Here is a 13952-nt window from a genome sequence, read left to right as displayed (position 1 = left end):
AAATAAGAAATTTATGGAAACTGTTAAAAACGGGGATACTGTGAAAGTGCATTACCACGGCCGTTTAACCAATGGAACTACCTTTGATTCTTCAGAGGGCAGACCCCCACTGGAATTTAAAGTGGGCGCTGGTATGGTAATCAAAGGATTTGAGAATGGTGTCCTGGATATGAAAGTAGGAGATAAGAAGACCATTCATATCCCTGTTGATCAGGCATACGGCCCCAAGAATGATGAAATGATCATGGATTTTCCAAAAGAAAATATGCCGGCAGATCTGAACCCGGAAGTAGGTATGCAGCTGCAGATGAGCAATCCTGAAGGACAGGTATTCCCTGTACGAGTGGCTGCCATCAGCTCTGAATTCATCACCCTGGATGCTAACCATCCGCTCGCTGGTGAAGACCTCGTATTCGATCTGGAACTGGTTTCTATCGGCTAATAATATTTAGGTATTTTTTTATTTAGGTATTTTTTTATTTGATTTAAATAACTAAATACCTAAATAAAAAAATAGACAAATAACTAAATCTCTATCACTACAGGCTTCTTATTCTCATCTATCGCCACAAATGTGAATGTTCCACTGATGGCTTTCTCCCTGTGATCGAGGTACATCTGCTCCACAAATACTTCCACTTCTACTTTCAGGCTGGTATTACCTACATGCACCACTCTGCCCACCAGTTCAATGATGGTACCGTGCGGGATGGGTTGCTTAAAATCAATTTTGTCTGATGATACGGTAACCGTGCGCATCTTCGTAAAACGGGTTGCTGTAATAAATGCCACTTCATCCATGAGCTGCATGGCGGTGCCGCCGAATAAGGTATCGTAATGGTTTACTGTATTGGGAAATACAGCTTTGAAAATCCTGGTTTCAGAGCTAACAACTTTTTCTTTGTAGGACATAGTAATCATTTATTGTGAGGCATCCGGCAGCTGGTAGACTGCTTTCATCTCGCGGAGGCAATCCGCACAAAGACAACCAGTGTACTGTTGCCGGATGAAAATTCTCTCTTCTTCAGTTAATGTCACTTCCTGGCATTGACAGCGGAGTATGGTACCCACGCGGCATTCAAAGCTGCGTCCGCAGCGTGGACAACTAACCGTTTCATGACTCGCCATTGCGTACATTTTAGTGATGTACACAAATGTCGTGAATAATCAACAAACAGCCCTGCAGTTTCTTGCTGCCTGGACCATGTTGCGTAGCGCCATTTCTGTTTCCGGCCACTTCCTTGTTTTCAGCCCGCAGTCAGGGTTTACCCATATATTGCGGGCAGGTAGCAGTTGTGCGGCTTTATGCAGCAGGCGTTCCATTTCACCAATGCCGGGTACCCTGGGAGAATGAATATCGTATACACCCGGTCCTGTTTCATTAGGATAACGGTATAGTGCAAAGGCTTCCAGCAACTCCATCTGTGAACGGGATGTTTCCAGTGTGATCACATCTGCATCCATCGCTGCGATGTGTTCAATGATGTCATGAAACTCCGCATAACACATGTGCGTATGTATCTGTGTTTCATCCTTCACGGCGCTGACAGCTAATCGGAACGCCTGTACGGCTTTTTCCAGGTACTCCTGCCGTCTGGCCTTACGTAGTGGCAACCCTTCGCGTATAGCCGGTTCATCCACCTGTATAACGGCTATGCCGGCTTCTTCCAGATCTTTCACTTCGTCACGGATAGCGAGTGCCAGCTGGAATGCAGTATCCATTCGCGGCTGATCATTGCGTACAAAAGACCATTGCAGGATAGTAACAGGACCAGTGAGCATGCCTTTCACGGGTCTGTCTGTAAGTGATTGTGCAAAGCTGCTCCAGGCGATGGTCATGGGCTGAGGGCGATATACATCACCATAGATAACCGGAGGTTTTACACAACGGGTACCGTAGCTTTGTACCCATCCGTTTTGTGTGAATAGAAATCCATGTAGTTGCTCACCGAAATATTCCACCATATCATTCCGCTCAAACTCGCCATGTACCAGTACATCAAGGTCAAGTCCTTCCTGCCATGCAATCGCCTCACGGATAGCAGTGCGGATGTTGTTGTCGTATTCTTCCTGTGTGATATGACCTTTCTTAAGATTGGAGCGTAACTGCCGGATTTCTACTGTCTGTGGGAAGGAGCCTATAGTAGTAGTCGGAAACAGTGGCAATTGCAGGCGTTCCTGCTGTAAGGCCTGCCTGGTTGGGAATGCCTGTCTGCGTTGCATGTCATCTGCCTCAATATTGGCAATACGCTCTTTTACAGCCTGTATATGCAAACCGGCGGCCGTTTCACGACTCTTCATAATAGCAGCATTTTCCTCCAGCAAGGTATGATGTCCTGCCAGTATTGCTTTCAGTGCTACTACTTCGGATACCTTCTGTTGTGCAAAGGCCATCCATTGCTTGATAGCAGGGTCCATGCCGGTTTCATCGTCGAGGTTGTAAGGTACGTGCAGCAGGGAACAGGAGGTGCTTATCATGATACGTGCATCGCCGATGGCTTCAATAGCCTGTTGCAGCAGGGCTACCGACAAGCGGTGGTCGTTCTTCCAGATATTGCGCCCATCCACTACACCGAGGGAAAGCAACATGGTTTCCGGTATTTCATTCAATATGGCTGCAAGTTGTTCAGGAGCCCTTACAAGGTCTATGTGCAGGGCTTGTACCGGTAGCTCTAAAGCCAGGTTGGTATTGTCGCCTAAGCTATCGAAATAAGTTGTGAGCAGTATCTTAAGGCCGGGCAACGCTTCGCTGATAGCTGTATAGGCTTTGCGGTAAAGTTCTCCGGTAGCGGGTTCCAGGTCTGTCACGAGCATAGGTTCATCGAGCTGCACCCATTGGGCACCGGCTGCAAGCAGTTCGGTGAGCAGCTGAATATAAGCAGGCAGTAGCTGGTCAAGCAGTTGCGCATGTGTGAGTGTGGGGCTCTTTATTTTACCACAGAGAATAAATGTAACGATCCCTGGTAGTACAGGTTTTGTAAGTAGTCCCTGTTGCAGCGCTTCTTTGAATTCTTTCACGCACTTGCGGGACTGTAAACTGTATCGCTGTGTCTCCTCAAATTCGGGAACGAGGTAATGATAGTTGGTATCGAACCACTTTGTCATTTCCAGTGCGGTGATGTCGAACCCGTTCTTCTGATAACCGCGGCCCATGGCGAAGTACAGTTCCAGGCAGGAAGGATCTGCCAGTGTATTCTGCAGGCCGCGGAAGCGTGACGGGATAACGCCGAGGGCCATACTGAGATCCAGTATCTGGTCCCAGAAGGAAAAGTCGTTAGAGGGTATCAGGTCTATGCCAGCCTGTTGTAAAGTATCCCAATGCTGTTTTCGTAGTTGCCTTGCCGTTAGTTCCAGTTTCTCCAGTGATATTTTTCCTGTCCAGTAGTTTTCGCAGGCTTTCTTCAGTTCGCGCTGACTACCTATCCTTGGGTAGCCGGGAATATTTGTAAGCATATATAGGATGGTTTTTTATTCTGCACAAACCTATTATTATTCGAAATTTGTTCGATATAGTTAGATAAATTTGGAATTTTGTCTTAAAAAATGCCTGTTATGTAGAATAAATTACTTTGTTGGATATTGTGAGAGATGGTAAAACAGAATATTCTACGGCTGAAGGGTACATGTGATTTTTCCTTACGTTTGTAAAATGTTTAAAGATTACAAATATACAGTCGACACACGCTTCATGCGTTATGTACAGATAGATACACAATCCGATCCACAAAGCACCAGTTTTCCGTCAACGGAAAAACAGAAAGATCTGTCACGCTTGCTGGTAAAGGAGCTGCAGGAAATGGGCATCACTGACGCTGAGCTGGATGAACATGGATATGTATATGCTACGATTCCGTCCAACACCAGCAAACAGGCGCCGGTGATCTGCTTTTGTTCTCACGTGGACACTTCCAGCGACAGTAGCGGTACCGGTGTGAAGCCCATTGTTCATCGCAGCTATAACGGCAGTGATATTGTACTGCCTGACGATACATCTGTAGTGATCAAAGCGAAGGATCATCCCTACCTGGCAGGCAAGACAGGCGATGACATCATTACCGCCAGTGGTACCACACTGTTGGGCGCCGATGATAAAGCGGGTGTGGCAGAGATTATGGATGCTGCACATTTCCTCATGACTCACCCGGAAGTGAAACATGGGGCAATCCGCATTCTGTTCACTCCTGATGAAGAAGTGGGCCACGGTGTGGATAAAGTGGACATGGAGAAGCTGGGCGCAAAATTCGGATATACCATGGATGGCGGCGAGCTCGGTTCTCTTGAAGACGAAAACTTCTCTGCCGACGGCGCCAGGATCACCGTACATGGTGTCAGTGCCCATCCTGGCAGCGCCAAAGGCAAACTGATAAGCGCTCTCAAAATAGCCGCCGAAATCGTAGATGCGTTACCGAAAGACAGCCTCTCACCGGAAACCACGGAGGACCGTGAAGGCTTCGTACATCCGTTACGTATACAGGGCGCTGTGGAAAAAGCAGAGATAGACTTCATCATCCGTGATTTTGACACGTCCAGCCTGGAGGCGCATGAGGCTTTCCTGCGCCGCATCATGGACAAAGTGCTGGAGCGTCATCCTGGCGCAAAGGCTACCCTCAAGGTAACAGAGCAATACCGTAATATGAAAGAAGTGCTGGATCAGTATCCGCAGGTAACTGCTAATGCGAGGGAAGCTATACGCCGCGCGGGTGTACAGCCGCTGAAAATGAGCATCCGCGGCGGTACTGACGGATCACGCCTTTCTTTCATGGGCCTGCCCTGCCCGAATATTTTTACCGGCGAAATGGCGTTTCACAGCAAATATGAGTATGTAAGTATACAGGATATGCAAAAGGCGGTGCAGACAATCGTTCACCTGGCGCAGATCTGGGAAGAGAATGCGTAATTTCTATGCATCACTCACAAATTCGCAATTATTTTACTACTTTAACCGTTTATTGAGATTACGCTACTAATGCACCGTTAAAATAAAGTACATGTTGTTAGGTCTTATTACATTATTGCAGGATACGCTGAAGTCCGCATCCGACACGCTTTCGCAGGGAATCAATGCCGCCGCGGCCCCACAGCCGCAGATACATCTGATAGATATGCTGATGAAAGGAGGCGTACTCATGATTCCGCTCGGTATCCTTTCACTGGTAGCGGTTTACGTATTTGTAGAAAGATATATCACCATCGCTAAAGCAGGCAAGCTGGAAGATAACTTCATGCCCATGATCCGCGATCAGATTACTACTGGTAACATCCAGGGTGCAAAATCACTCGCTAAAAATACAAGCGGTCCTATTGCGCGTATGATCGAGAAAGGTATACAGCGTATTGGTAAGCCTATCGACAACATCGAGAAATCAATGGAGAACGTGGGTAAGCTTGAGATATACCGCATGGAAAAGAATCTTGTGATACTGTCCATCATTGCCGGTATTGCGCCGATGTTCGGCTTCCTGGGTACCATAGCTGGTATGATCCAGACCTTCTTCAATATCTCCATCACTTCAGATATTACATTGGGCACCATTGCCGGTGGTATCTATGTGAAGATGATCACATCCGCTACTGGTCTGATCATCGGTATCGTGGCATTCATTGGCTACAGTTTCCTGAATGCACAGATAGATAAGGTAGTGAACAAGATGGAAGGCGCTTCAGCTGAATTCATCGATATTCTGCAGGAACCGACACGCTAAAACAACAGATAATGAATTTACGCAGGCGAAATAAGAAGCATGTGGAAATGCACAACTCGGCATTGAACGATATCCTGTTCATCCTGCTGTTGTTCTTCCTGATTGTTTCCACACTGGCTAATCCTAATGTCATCAAGTTGCTGTTACCTAAGGCGCAGAGCAATACTAAAGCGAAGCAGACGGTGGTAGTCAGCATCAATGCAAAGCATGAATTTTTTGTGGGCACCACGAAAGTTCCTTTCGAAGGCCTGAAACAGGCCCTGGCGCCGGCTGTCGCCAACGAAAAAGTAGATCCTACCATTGTGATCAATGCAGAGAAAACAGTTCCCATTGAAGACGTAGTAAGCGTGATGGAAGTGGCCAAGCAGATGGGTGCTAAAGTAGTGCTGGCAACGAGCAAGAAATAACTGTGATTAATGTGATGTGGTTGATTTTCCTGATATTTGATAAAAGCGAATAACCCGCCGAAAAATACCGGCGGGTTATTCGCTTTTATCAAATACGTTGATCTTCGCCTATCAGAAGAATCAAACATATCACATTAATCACAGTTCAGACAATTATGCCCTTCACCATTCTGTCTTTCCCGAACATATCCTGTTTTAGTACCACTTCTTTGAATCCGCTTTCTTCCAGCAGCATCACTACATCTTGGCCCAGCGCTTCATTGATCTCAAAGTAGAGGATACCGCGGGAAGACAGCCTGTCTTTAGCCAGCAGCGCGATGTGGCGGTAGAACAGTAACGCATCATTGTCTGGCACAAAGAGGGCGATGGATGGTTCAAATCCCCATACCTGTTCCTGCATGTTTGCTTGTTCGCTTTGTGTGATGTAGGGAGGATTGCTGACGATGATATCGAATACAGGAAGGAAGGCCGTCTCCTGTGAGTTCAGTACATTGACCTGGCTGAAGTGTACATCGAGATGCAATCTGGAAGCATTGCTACGGGCTACTTCCAGAGCTTCGCCGCTTACATCTATGGCCGATACCTGCGCATGTGGTATTGTTTTCTTCAATGCCAGTGGTATGCATCCGCTGCCGGTGCCAATATCGAGAATGTGTGGTTGTTGTCTGGCGGCGATGTCCTGCACGATCCATTCTACCAGCTCTTCTGTTTCAGGCCGCGGTATGAGTACATGTTTATTCACCAGTAACTCCATGCCATAAAACCATTCGGTGCCGGTAACGTATTGCACCGGTTCCAGCCGTTGAAGGGCTTCCACGGCGCTTTTCAACCGCGTATTCTGATCAGGTGTAAGTATCTTTGTTTTGTGGACCAGCCGGTCCAGTTTATTCATGCCGGTAATGTGTTCCAGCACAATATGTGCGATATTAGCACTCTCGCGGGGATCGTACAGTTCGCTGATAGTAGCCGTTATATAGGTGAAAGCAGATTGTATTGTCAAAGCTGGTGGTTTAAGTGTGGCCGTGAAAAATATTGCAGGCAGCGGAATGACGGCACTTTCCGACGGCGAAAAATAATACTTTTGCAAAATTATCATTTGAACAGGTATGGATAGCACAATCAGCGAAATTTTTATGAAACGTTGCCTTGAGCTGGCGGCAATGGGAACAGGTGCAGCAGCGCCTAATCCGGTTGTGGGCGCCGTGCTCGTACATCAGGAACGTATCATCGGTGAAGGCTACCATCGGCAATTCGGGCAGGCGCATGCTGAGGTGAACTGTGTCAACAGTGTGCAGGAAGATGACCGCTCGCTGATACCGCACTCCACGATGTACGTCAGCCTGGAGCCTTGTGCGCATCATGGTAAAACGCCTCCCTGTGCAGATTTAATCATATCGCAGGGAATCAGGGAAGTGGTAATAGGCTGTGTGGATACCTTCTCTGCTGTAGCCGGTAAAGGTATTGAAAAGCTGCAGAAAGCCGGGATCAAAGTGCATACCGGTATGCTGGAAGCTGCCTGCCGCGACATCAACCGCCGCTTCTTCACCTTTCATGAAAAGCAGCGTCCTTACATCATCCTGAAGTGGGCACAGAGTAACAACGGCTTTATGTCTACGTTAGATGGTGCTCCTGTGCGTCTCTCCAATGCTTTCAGTGACCGGCTTGTGCACCGTTGGCGTAGCGAAGAGATGGCCATACTGGTGGGCACGCGTACTGCTATTAGCGATAACCCGCAGCTCACTAATCGCCTGTGGACCGGTAAAAGCCCCATGCGTCTGGTAATAGACCGGGAATTGCAGGTTCCCCGCACGCATCACCTGTGGGATGGCAGCGTTCCTACCGTATTTATCACTGCCCAAGCCACTGATACCAACGGCCTTACTGAAGCCATGCAACTCGATTTCCGTAATAATCTGTTGCCACAGCTGATGGAAAGGCTGCACCAGCGCCAGGTTCAGAGCGTATTGGTGGAAGGCGGCCCATATGTGCTGCAACGCTTTATTGAGGCTGACCTGTGGGACGAAGCCCGCATTATAACAGGAGCAGTTACACTACCTGACGGACAGCCATCACCTGCTCTTTACAATGCACGCCTGGAACAAACGCTTCACCCGGGCGGGGATGTGATCTCTTGTTTCCGGAGGGGTTAGTATTGCCTGTTTTATAGCAATTTTACAAATACAGTAATCATAATAATCATTGTAATCACAATACATGGAGGTATATCTTACGGTCGATAAAGCCGCTGTAGCAGAGTTTAAGGATAGGGGCAGTAAGTTTCTCGCTTATGCATATCCGGTGAAAACCCCTGAAGAAGTCAAGGAATGTTTGCAGGAAGTAAAGAAAGAACACCCCAAAGCCACACATCATTGCTACGCTTACCGCCTGGGTACTGATGGTACTCAGTTCAGGGCAAACGACGATGGCGAGCCTTCCGGTTCTGCCGGAAAGCCCATTCTGGGGCAGATAGACAGCAAACAGCTGACAGATGTCCTGGTCGTGGTGGTGCGTTATTTCGGCGGTACGCTCCTGGGCGTGCCAGGGCTGATCAATGCCTATAAAACTAGCGCTTCACTTGTGTTGCAGTTGGTTCCGGTTGTTCAAAAGAATATTGAATCAAAATGGCGTCTGAGCTTTGATTATACTATTATGAACGACGTGATGATCGTCGTAAAACAGAACAACTGCACGGTATTGTCGCAGGAATTGCAGCTCTTTTGTTCTATGGACATAGGAGTACCGAAATCCAGCGAGGAACTTTGTTTGCTGAGGCTGAGGGACATTCATGGTCTGGAGTTGAAGCCGGTGCCGGTGAAGTAACCGGCATATGAAAGTCGGCAATCAGCTCAAAACACACAAATGGCGAACTGCGAAGCTCCTGGGAGTCGCTGCCAGCTACAACTTTCTTCAGCAGGATTAACATCAGGCAAACTGCAATGATGGCGGTAACTGCGGTTTTATGATGCTTGAGCATAATGAATAGATTTTCAGGTGATATTATAGGGCCTTAAAATGCTATGCCAGAAATAGAAATGTTGATTTTTAGCGTGTTACGAATAAATAAGACAATAAGTTTGTCCGTTAATGGATAACTGGGTGTCCGGTAATGGATAAACGTTTTGGGACTATATTTATTTGGTTATCTGTTTGTCTAAATCCCCAAAGGGAACAATCCTCTTCGAAGTTAAAGAAACAAATAACCAAATAGCGTAAAAATTTAGTTAAATCTGCTACTTACCGCCAGGTCCTTACTGCCAGGGGTATATTTATAAAATCCTTCTCCGCTTTTCGCACCCAAGTATCCGGCAGTGACCATATTCACCAGCAGGGGGCATGGAGCATATTTCGGATTACCGAATCCATCATGCAGTACATTCAGTATAGAGAGGCATACATCCAGCCCGATGAAATCTGCCAGTTGCAGGGGACCCATAGGGTGAGCCATACCCAGCTTCATAACGGTGTCTATTTCTTCCACACCTGCCACGCCTTCAAAGAGGGAGCAGATGGCCTCATTGATCATGGGCATCAGGATGCGGTTGGCGATAAAGCCGGGATAATCATTTACCACACAGGGCACTTTGCCCAGTTTGGTGGATAACTCCACAATTGTGTCTGTAACGCTTTTATCAGTAGCATAACCATTGATGATCTCCACCAGTTTCATTACCGGCACTGGATTCATGAAGTGCATGCCAATTACTTTTGCAGGGCGTTTGGTGGCTGCTGCTATTTTGGTAATGGAGATGGAAGAGGTGTTGGTGGCTAGTATGGCATCGGGTGCAGCATGCTGATCGAGATCCTGGAATATTTTCAGTTTCAGTGCGATGTTTTCAGTAGCGGCTTCCACTACCAGCGATATTTCTTTCACGCCGGCGGCAAGATCTGTATGTGTAGTGATATTGGCTACTGTCTGTGACTTGTCTGCTTCTGTGATAGTACCTTTAGCGATCTGCCTGTCGAGGTTTTTGGTGATGGTCTGCAAAGCTTTCTGCAGCGCATTTTCCGATACGTCAATAAGGTTTACAGCATAGCCATTCTGGGCAAATACGTGTGCAATACCGTTTCCCATAGTGCCTGCGCCTATTACTGCTATTTTTTGCATGGTGTAATGATTTGATAAAAACGGACGGAATTTAGGATTTTTTTATTTAGGAATTTTGGTATTTAGGAATTTATGAATGCAGCGGAGATTAAGTTTGTTAAACTTAAATAATAACTGATCTCCGCTGCATTTATAAATACCTAAATGGCCCAATACCTAAATATTATCAATCGTCGTGGCGTTTGAAATCGCCCCGCTTCCATGCCTGGATGAACTGGGCCCATGCCAGTGGATTGAAGATATTTTGTGGAGGTGGCTGGCCGGCATAGTAGAGCGATTGTGCCTGTTTATTCAGGTACATATTCACGCCTTCGGAGCCGTCAATTGGCGTGAAGCGGGTCATGGCCCTGATTTTGGCGTTCTCGGTATTTTTACGCGCTATCTCGTAGGCATCGTCGGGGATGTCCATACTGGCGAAAGCCCGTTCGAATTCTTGTTTTGAAAGATAAGGTTTGATAATGGTGACGGGGAGATAGGTAGTATCTTCCACCATCAGCTGTATCAGGGAGAAGTTATTGCCTTTCAGGTTGGGGGGGATTTTGTAGTCTTTCTTCTTAAAACCCACGGCACTGAAAGTAAGGGTGTCTCCCTTAAATACCACGATGGAGAATACGCCTGCCGCGTTTGAAATCGTGCCCCGTCCCTGGCCGCGTACGATCACACTTACTGCAGGAATGGCGCGAAGGCTGTCAGCCGTCATGGTAATACCAGAAATCTGTATTACACTGTCTTTAAACTCAGTGATCTGAGCCTTCAGCAGGAAAGGAGATAATAGGAATACTATAACTAGTGACAGTATGTAAGTTCTTTTGTGATGCATGCCGGGCCGAAGATATAGAAATTTATGTCGTTTTTCACCGCAGCTCACAGCTGTTACCGGTGAATTGTAAAGTTGTAAATTAAATTCCAATTGGGTTACCTTTGTGGTTCGGATTCAAATTTAACAACAATTTATGATGACAGAAGAGCAGATATTAAAGGCCCTGAGCAACGTAGAGGAGCCTGATCTGGGGAAGGATCTGGTAACGTTGAACATGGTAAAAGATATAGAGATCAACGGCAATAAAGTGAAATTTACAGTGGTGCTCACCACCCCTGCATGCCCGCTGAAAGACCTGATCCGCAACGCCTGTATCAATGCCATACATCTTACCGTAAATAAAGACGCTGAAGTGGAAGTGGTGATGACCGCCAATGTAAGCACCAAGCGTAAGGATGGGCAGGGTGTGCTGGCTGGTGTTAAGAATATTATCGTAGTGGCCTCCGGTAAAGGTGGTGTTGGTAAATCTACCGTAGCTGCTAACCTCGCATTGGCGCTGGGCCGTGACGGAGCCAAGGTAGGACTGATGGACGCTGATATTTACGGCCCGTCTGTACCCATCATGTTTGGCCTGCGTGGAGAAAGACCCCTGATGGTAAATGTGGAAGGCAAAGGTATGATACAGCCGATGGAGAAATTTGGTATCAAGGTGATGTCTATCGGTTTGCTGATTGATGAAAGACAGGCTGTGATCTGGCGCGGGCCAATGGCCAGCAGCGCACTGAGACAATTTATCACAGATGTATACTGGGGCGACCTGGACTACCTGGTGATTGACATGCCTCCCGGCACTGGTGATATTCATCTCACCCTCGTACAGACAGTCCCCGTTACCGGCGCTGTAATGGTGACTACGCCACAAGATGTAGCCCTCGCAGATGTACAGAAAGGTATTGCTATGTTCCAGGGGCAGCAGATCAATGTGCCTATTCTGGGCCTTGTGGAAAATATGGCTTATTTCACTCCAGCTGAATTACCGGAGAATAAATATTACATCTTTGGTAAAGAAGGTGGCAGGAAACTGGCAGAAGACCTGGAAATCCCGTTCCTGGGCGAGATTCCGCTGGTACAGGGTATCCGCGAAGGCGGCGATGCTGGTGTGCCTGCTATGATGAGCGACGACAAGATCACCCGCAAAGCTTTCCTGGATGTGGCCGGTGCTGCTGCCAGAAGTATCGCGATGCGTAACGCCAATATTGCGCCAACAAAGATCGTAGATATCGTTGTGTAGTGCTATGTAGTTATCTTTTTATGTAGTTATGTAGTTATTTTGTTCAAATATTTACATAACTACATAAGAAAATAACTACATGAATTTATGTGTTTGTGAATCCCTGTAAATGCCACCGGTTGGTAATTCTTTTTTCCCTATCTTAGCTCGTGCTGCTCCTGAGCAACCGTCGGTAATAGCATAGTAAGCCACAACAAAGAATAGAGTCATTTATATAATATTTATGTACAAACCGCGTCAATGCTAAGTTTTACTTAACTTTGCGCCCCAAATTAACCGACTATGAATCGACAGGAATTGGTAAATCTGATTAGGGAAAAACAATCTTATCTCTGTGTAGGATTGGATTCGGACATACAAAAGATCCCCAAACACCTGCTGTCTCACGCAGATCCGGTGTTTGCCTTCAATAAGGCGATAATTGACGCTACCAAAGATCTTTGCGTCGCTTATAAGATCAATACAGCGTTTTATGAATGCATGGGTATCCGCGGATGGGAAACGTTGCAGCGCACGGTGGAATATATCCCTTCCGGTATCTTCACTATCGCAGATGCTAAACGCGGCGACATCGGCAATACCGCTACACAATATGCCAAGACATTTTTCGATACCTATAAGTTCGATGCCGTAACCGTTGCGCCCTATATGGGGAAAGACAGCGTTACACCATTCCTTCAGTTCCCTGAGAAATGGGCCATTATGCTGGGTCTGACGTCCAATGAGGGCAGCCAGGATTTCCAGTTGCAACAGATGGGTGATGAACTGCTCTTTGAGAAAGTAATGAAAGCAGGTATGGAATGGGGTACGCCGGATAACCTGATGTTTGTGGTAGGCGCTACCCAACAGTCATCACAGCTGGCGCACATCCGTAAGCTCGTACCGGATCATTTCTTCCTCGTGCCAGGTATAGGCGCACAGGGAGGAAGTCTGCAGGAGATCTCCACGCAGGCTATGAACAAAGATTGCGGTCTGCTGGTAAATGCCAGCCGCGCAATTATCTATGCAGGTAATGGAGAAGATTTTGCAGCCGATGCCAGACAGGCCGCTGCTCAATACCAGCAGGAGATGGCTGAATACCTCAGTCAGATTGCTGTTGGAATTTAGGTATTTAATGATATAGGAATTTAGGTATTTGAAATACTGCATTTGAAATTCCTAAATTCCTATATCACCAAATTCCTGAATTATTTAAAAACACTGTTCTTTTCTGTTAACCACGGCTTCACTTCAAATACCAGTCTGCCGGCTCTCACCGCAGGATCGGTATTTACCAGCTCTACCGCTTCCAGGCTGTCTTTGCAGTCCATGATATAAATACCACGCAGATCTTCTTCATTATCAAAAGGTCCGGTTACCAGCATTTTACCAGCTTTTACCAGCCTGGCGATATTTTCATATTGTGCCTGTCTGATGCGTGCAGCTTCTTCCTCCGGTTGATTGCATTGCGGACCTTTCTTCAGAAACACCATCCAGTAGCGTTTTACATTAGAAACATCCGTTTTTTTTCCAGGTGCTGATATAGTAGTTACAACATTCTTTAAAGGTGTAGGGTGAAACGAAAGGACAACAACTATCAGGAATCCCAATAGCATAAGTGCAGGAACTACTTCGCTTGCCATAGCTCTACAAGTTTGAGCCGAAGGTACTAACTTGTCTTGAATTCGGTATATCCCGCGTAATTAAT

15 protein-coding genes are annotated in these 13952 nt (G+C 46.8%); 8 read left to right on the top strand and 7 right to left on the bottom strand.

The annotated features are described in order from the left end of the window. The coding region (locus tag VM802_RS13670; protein ID WP_325531353.1) for an FKBP-type peptidyl-prolyl cis-trans isomerase at nt 1-442 on the top strand (442 nt) is incomplete at its 5' end. Between the two features lie 83 nt (nt 443-525). Here the strand turns inward: VM802_RS13670 and VM802_RS13665 are convergent. The 3 genes from VM802_RS13665 to metE are packed head-to-tail and all read right to left on the bottom strand — an operon-like array spanning nt 526 to nt 3453. After that, nucleotides 526-912, bottom strand: a complete 387-nt coding sequence (locus VM802_RS13665; RefSeq protein ID WP_325531351.1) for an acyl-CoA thioesterase — start codon at nt 910-912, stop codon at nt 526-528. Nucleotides 913-921: 9 nt separating this feature from the next. Next, a complete protein-coding gene (locus VM802_RS13660; protein WP_325531349.1) occupies nt 922-1128 on the bottom strand; it encodes a cysteine-rich CWC family protein in 207 nt (68 codons plus the stop codon). Between the two features lie 39 nt (nt 1129-1167). Next, entirely contained in the window at nt 1168-3453 is a 2286-nt protein-coding gene (gene metE, locus VM802_RS13655) for a 5-methyltetrahydropteroyltriglutamate--homocysteine S-methyltransferase (RefSeq protein ID WP_325531347.1), read from the bottom strand. Nucleotides 3454-3649: 196 nt separating this feature from the next. Here metE and pepT point away from each other — a divergent pair, with 196 nt between their 5' ends. The 3 genes from pepT (at nt 3650) to VM802_RS13640 (ending at nt 6109) form a co-directional block, all read left to right on the top strand. Next, nucleotides 3650-4897: a peptidase T gene (gene pepT, locus VM802_RS13650; RefSeq protein ID WP_325531345.1), complete on the top strand. Its 1248-nt coding sequence runs from the start codon at nt 3650-3652 to the stop codon at nt 4895-4897. Nucleotides 4898-4988: 91 nt separating this feature from the next. Further along, a complete protein-coding gene (locus VM802_RS13645) occupies nt 4989-5702 on the top strand; it encodes a MotA/TolQ/ExbB proton channel family protein (RefSeq protein ID WP_325531343.1) in 714 nt (237 codons plus the stop codon). A gap of 11 nt (nt 5703-5713) precedes the next feature. Then, nucleotides 5714-6109: an ExbD/TolR family protein gene (locus VM802_RS13640; RefSeq protein WP_325531341.1), complete on the top strand. Its 396-nt coding sequence runs from the start codon at nt 5714-5716 to the stop codon at nt 6107-6109. A 145-nt stretch (nt 6110-6254) separates the two neighbouring features. On the opposite strand, the gene prmC is transcribed toward VM802_RS13640, so the two are convergent. Continuing rightward, nucleotides 6255-7109: a peptide chain release factor N(5)-glutamine methyltransferase gene (gene prmC, locus VM802_RS13635; RefSeq protein WP_325531339.1), complete on the bottom strand. Its 855-nt coding sequence runs from the start codon at nt 7107-7109 to the stop codon at nt 6255-6257. Between the two features lie 133 nt (nt 7110-7242). On the opposite strand from prmC, the gene ribD reads away from it, so the two are divergent. Together ribD and VM802_RS13625 are read left to right on the top strand one after the other, a co-directional pair. Beyond that, on the top strand, nt 7243-8259 hold the full coding sequence (gene ribD / locus VM802_RS13630) for a bifunctional diaminohydroxyphosphoribosylaminopyrimidine deaminase/5-amino-6-(5-phosphoribosylamino)uracil reductase RibD (protein ID WP_325531337.1): 1017 nt from the start codon (nt 7243-7245) through the stop codon (nt 8257-8259). A gap of 64 nt (nt 8260-8323) precedes the next feature. Beyond that, nucleotides 8324-8929, top strand: coding sequence for an IMPACT family protein (locus VM802_RS13625; protein ID WP_325531335.1), 606 nt, complete (start codon nt 8324-8326; stop codon nt 8927-8929). A 397-nt stretch (nt 8930-9326) separates the two neighbouring features. Here VM802_RS13625 and VM802_RS13620 read toward each other — a convergent pair whose 3' ends face one another. Together VM802_RS13620 and VM802_RS13615 are read right to left on the bottom strand one after the other, a co-directional pair. Further along, entirely contained in the window at nt 9327-10214 is an 888-nt protein-coding gene (locus VM802_RS13620; RefSeq protein WP_325531334.1) for a 3-hydroxyacyl-CoA dehydrogenase family protein, read from the bottom strand. A gap of 166 nt (nt 10215-10380) precedes the next feature. Next, a complete protein-coding gene (locus VM802_RS13615) occupies nt 10381-11034 on the bottom strand; it encodes a carboxypeptidase-like regulatory domain-containing protein (protein ID WP_325531332.1) in 654 nt (217 codons plus the stop codon). Nucleotides 11035-11167: 133 nt separating this feature from the next. On the opposite strand from VM802_RS13615, the gene VM802_RS13610 reads away from it, so the two are divergent. Together VM802_RS13610 and pyrF are read left to right on the top strand one after the other, a co-directional pair. After that, nucleotides 11168-12265: an Mrp/NBP35 family ATP-binding protein gene (locus tag VM802_RS13610; protein ID WP_325531330.1), complete on the top strand. Its 1098-nt coding sequence runs from the start codon at nt 11168-11170 to the stop codon at nt 12263-12265. Nucleotides 12266-12547: 282 nt separating this feature from the next. Beyond that, nucleotides 12548-13372: an orotidine-5'-phosphate decarboxylase gene (pyrF, locus tag VM802_RS13605; RefSeq protein WP_325531328.1), complete on the top strand. Its 825-nt coding sequence runs from the start codon at nt 12548-12550 to the stop codon at nt 13370-13372. A gap of 80 nt (nt 13373-13452) precedes the next feature. Here the strand turns inward: pyrF and VM802_RS13600 are convergent, their stop codons facing one another. Then, entirely contained in the window at nt 13453-13887 is a 435-nt protein-coding gene (locus VM802_RS13600) for a YciI family protein (RefSeq protein ID WP_325531326.1), read from the bottom strand. Nucleotides 13888-13952 lie beyond the last annotated feature (65 nt).

The organism is Chitinophaga sp., assembly GCF_035538455.1.
Taxonomy (GTDB): Bacteria; Bacteroidota; Bacteroidia; order Chitinophagales; family Chitinophagaceae; genus Chitinophaga.
The sequence above is the reverse complement of the archived record's forward strand: the minus strand, read 5'-3'. Positions and strand labels throughout refer to the sequence as shown.

Bases quoted from the DNA above. Each gene is read 5' to 3' on its own strand.
- VM802_RS13665 (WP_325531351.1), bottom strand. From the start codon at position 912: ATGTCCTACAAAGAAAAAGTTGTTAGCTCTGAAACCAGGATTTTCAAA.
- VM802_RS13660 (WP_325531349.1), bottom strand. From the start codon at position 1,128: ATGGCGAGTCATGAAACGGTTAGTTGTCCACGCTGCGGACGCAGCTTT.
- metE (WP_325531347.1), bottom strand. From the start codon at position 3,453: ATGCTTACAAATATTCCCGGCTACCCAAGGATAGGTAGTCAGCGCGAA.
- pepT (WP_325531345.1), top strand. From the start codon at position 3,650: ATGTTTAAAGATTACAAATATACAGTCGACACACGCTTCATGCGTTAT.
- VM802_RS13645 (WP_325531343.1), top strand. From the start codon at position 4,989: ATGTTGTTAGGTCTTATTACATTATTGCAGGATACGCTGAAGTCCGCA.
- VM802_RS13640 (WP_325531341.1), top strand. From the start codon at position 5,714: ATGAATTTACGCAGGCGAAATAAGAAGCATGTGGAAATGCACAACTCG.
- ribD (WP_325531337.1), top strand. From the start codon at position 7,243: ATGAAACGTTGCCTTGAGCTGGCGGCAATGGGAACAGGTGCAGCAGCG.
- VM802_RS13625 (WP_325531335.1), top strand. From the start codon at position 8,324: ATGGAGGTATATCTTACGGTCGATAAAGCCGCTGTAGCAGAGTTTAAG.
- VM802_RS13620 (WP_325531334.1), bottom strand. From the start codon at position 10,214: ATGCAAAAAATAGCAGTAATAGGCGCAGGCACTATGGGAAACGGTATT.
- VM802_RS13615 (WP_325531332.1), bottom strand. From the start codon at position 11,034: ATGCATCACAAAAGAACTTACATACTGTCACTAGTTATAGTATTCCTA.
- VM802_RS13610 (WP_325531330.1), top strand. From the start codon at position 11,168: ATGATGACAGAAGAGCAGATATTAAAGGCCCTGAGCAACGTAGAGGAG.
- pyrF (WP_325531328.1), top strand. From the start codon at position 12,548: ATGAATCGACAGGAATTGGTAAATCTGATTAGGGAAAAACAATCTTAT.
- VM802_RS13600 (WP_325531326.1), bottom strand. From the start codon at position 13,887: ATGGCAAGCGAAGTAGTTCCTGCACTTATGCTATTGGGATTCCTGATA.